The organism is Streptococcus sp. GMD1S (genome assembly GCF_000296875.1).
Lineage (GTDB): Bacteria > Bacillota > Bacilli > Lactobacillales > Streptococcaceae > Streptococcus.
In genome coordinates this window covers 1-2,156 of record NZ_AJQY01000350.1, presented here as the reverse complement: position 1 = coordinate 2,156, position 2,156 = coordinate 1, and the positions used below count along the sequence as shown (strand labels likewise).

Annotated in this window: 2 protein-coding genes and 2 pseudogenes; 1 reads left to right on the top strand and 3 read right to left on the bottom strand. The window is 42.8% G+C overall.

The window, feature by feature from the left end:
• Positions 1-321, top strand: a pseudogene (gene galR / locus GMD1S_RS10180) (DNA-binding transcriptional regulator GalR); the annotation flags it as partial.
• A 67-nt stretch (positions 322-388) separates the two neighbouring features.
• Here galR and GMD1S_RS10175 read toward each other — a convergent pair.
• The 3 genes and pseudogenes from GMD1S_RS10175 to GMD1S_RS12625 all read right to left on the bottom strand — a co-directional run.
• On the bottom strand, positions 389-1,426 hold the full coding sequence (locus GMD1S_RS10175; protein WP_000833743.1) for a zinc-binding dehydrogenase: 1,038 nt from the start codon (positions 1,424-1,426) through the stop codon (positions 389-391).
• Positions 1,427-1,780 carry a stress response transcriptional regulator NmlR gene (gene nmlR / locus GMD1S_RS10170; protein WP_001022627.1) on the bottom strand — a complete coding sequence of 118 codons (354 nt, stop codon included), beginning with the start codon at positions 1,778-1,780 and terminating at the stop codon, positions 1,427-1,429. It abuts the gene before it with no gap.
• A 244-nt stretch (positions 1,781-2,024) separates the two neighbouring features.
• Positions 2,025-2,156: pseudogene (locus GMD1S_RS12625) on the bottom strand (cation transporter); the annotation flags it as partial.

Sequence of the window (2,156 nt, the reverse complement as noted above, 5' to 3'; positions counted from 1 at the left end):
ATGAAGGAGGCCATTCACAAGCTAGGAGAACAACTCCCACCAGCCTTTTTCGCTGCTAGCGATAGTTTAGCCATCGGCGCCCTCCGTGCCCTTCAAGAAGCTGGAATTAGCCTACCAGACCGCGTCAGTCTCATTTCTTTTAACGACACTAGCCTGACCAAGCAGGTCTATCCTCCCCTCTCCAGTATCACTGTCTATACCGAGGAAATGGGCCGAGCAGGTATGGATATTCTTAATAAGGAAGTTCTCCATGGTCGGAAAATTCCTAGCCTGACTATGCTGGGAACCAGACTGACTTTGAGAGAAAGTACGCTGCCATAACTCAACAAATATACCAACGCAAAAAATCCTAATAGAGAGTCTCAATTCTCCATTAGGATTTTCATTGTTAATCCATCACAATCATAGACTTAATGGTCTTGCGTTCATCCATATCTTTATAAGCCTGGTCGATATCTTCCAGTTTATAACTTGAAGTAAAGACGCGACCTGGATTGATGTCTCCATCAAGAACCGCTTTTAACAAAACTTGTTTGTCATAAGTAGTAACTGAGGCTGCTCCACCTGCCACTGAAATATTTTGGGCAAATGTAGAACCGAGCGCACAGTTATTGTAATGAGGAACACCAACGAATCCTAAACGTCCACCATTGTGAAGAACCCCAAGGGCTTGATCTACGGCTGCTTCAGTCCCAACACATTCAAGGGCTGCATCTGCTCCACCACCAAGGATTTCACGGACTTTGGCAATTCCCTCTTCGCCACGTTCAGCCACAACAGCTGTCGCACCTGATTCCAAGGCCATCTTTTGGCGATCTTCATGACGACTCATAAGGACAATCTGCGACGCTCCACGCATCTTAGCTGAAATAACAGCACATTGGCCAACAGCCCCATCCCCGATAACGACAACCTTATCCCCTTTTTGAACATTAGCAACACGCGCTGCATGGTAACCGGTCGGCATGACATCAGCCAGTGTCAAAAGTGACTTGAGCATACCTTCTGTGTAGTCAGAAGGTTGTCCAGGGATTTTAACCAGCGCCCAGTTTGCATAGTGAAAACGAATATATTCCGCCTGAAAATCGCCTCCCAAGTTATTACCAACATGATTGTCGCAAGAACCGTCAAAGCCAGCAAGACAGGCATCACACTCCCCACAGCCATGGGTAAAAGGGACAATGACAAAATCACCTGGTTTCACCGTCATAATGGCTTCCCCAGTTTCTTCGACAATCCCAATCGCTTCGTGTCCACTATTTTTGTGTCCAGCTTTCGTTTCTGGATTACGGTACCTCCATAAATCTGAACCACAAACGCACGCACGAACTACACGAATAATCACATCATCCGCTTCTATTATTTGCGGACGTTCAATACTAGCAAGACCAACCTGACCTGCCTTTGTATATACTGCTGATTTCATTTAAAATTTTCCTTCCTTGTAAAGTTTAATTTTGTGATTTAAGCGATTTAAAGCCGTCTGTAAATGAGACAAGCGCTTCTCTAATTTTTTCTTTTCGTCTTCTAAAATACCAAGCCTTTCCTCTCTCGTTTCATCCCCCTTTTGGTAAAGCGACATATAGTCAACTAAACTGTCTACAGAGACACCCGCCGAACGAAAACACTTAATAAATTCCAGAGCTTCTATATCCTGATCTTGAAAGTCACGAATTCCAGTCGCGGTTCGAGTAATCGGTGGCACAAGACCAACTCGCTCATAATACCGAATCGTATCCGCTGAAATTCCCAATAAGTCGCTGGCAGATTTAATATTCATATACTAGCCTCCTTTCATTTCCTTCACTGAATTTAAGCAACTATAACTCATTCATCTTATTATACAACTTTGAGTTGACTCCAAGTCAAACATTTTGCATCTAATAGAAAAATTTTTTTAATTACCAAACAACTAAGTAAAGTTTATACAGAGCCTTATAGGATCAAACTTTTAAGATATTTAAACAGGAAAGAAAATACTCTATTTCAAATAACATAGGGGCTTAATCATTCTTTACTTTTTACTAATGATGCCCCTGCTTCTGCTCTAACTCTCTCACCCTCCGCCTATGTTGCGCATGATTGCTTTGACTGATATCTACTTCAATAGTGATATTCTGCACGCCTCTTTCTTCTAAACATTGACGCACCACTTC

Coding starts and splice junctions, on each gene's coding strand:
- nmlR (WP_001022627.1), bottom strand. CDS start 1,780: ATGAATATTAAATCTGCCAGCGACTTATTGGGAATTTCAGCGGATACG.
- GMD1S_RS10175 (WP_000833743.1), bottom strand. CDS start 1,426: ATGAAATCAGCAGTATATACAAAGGCAGGTCAGGTTGGTCTTGCTAGT.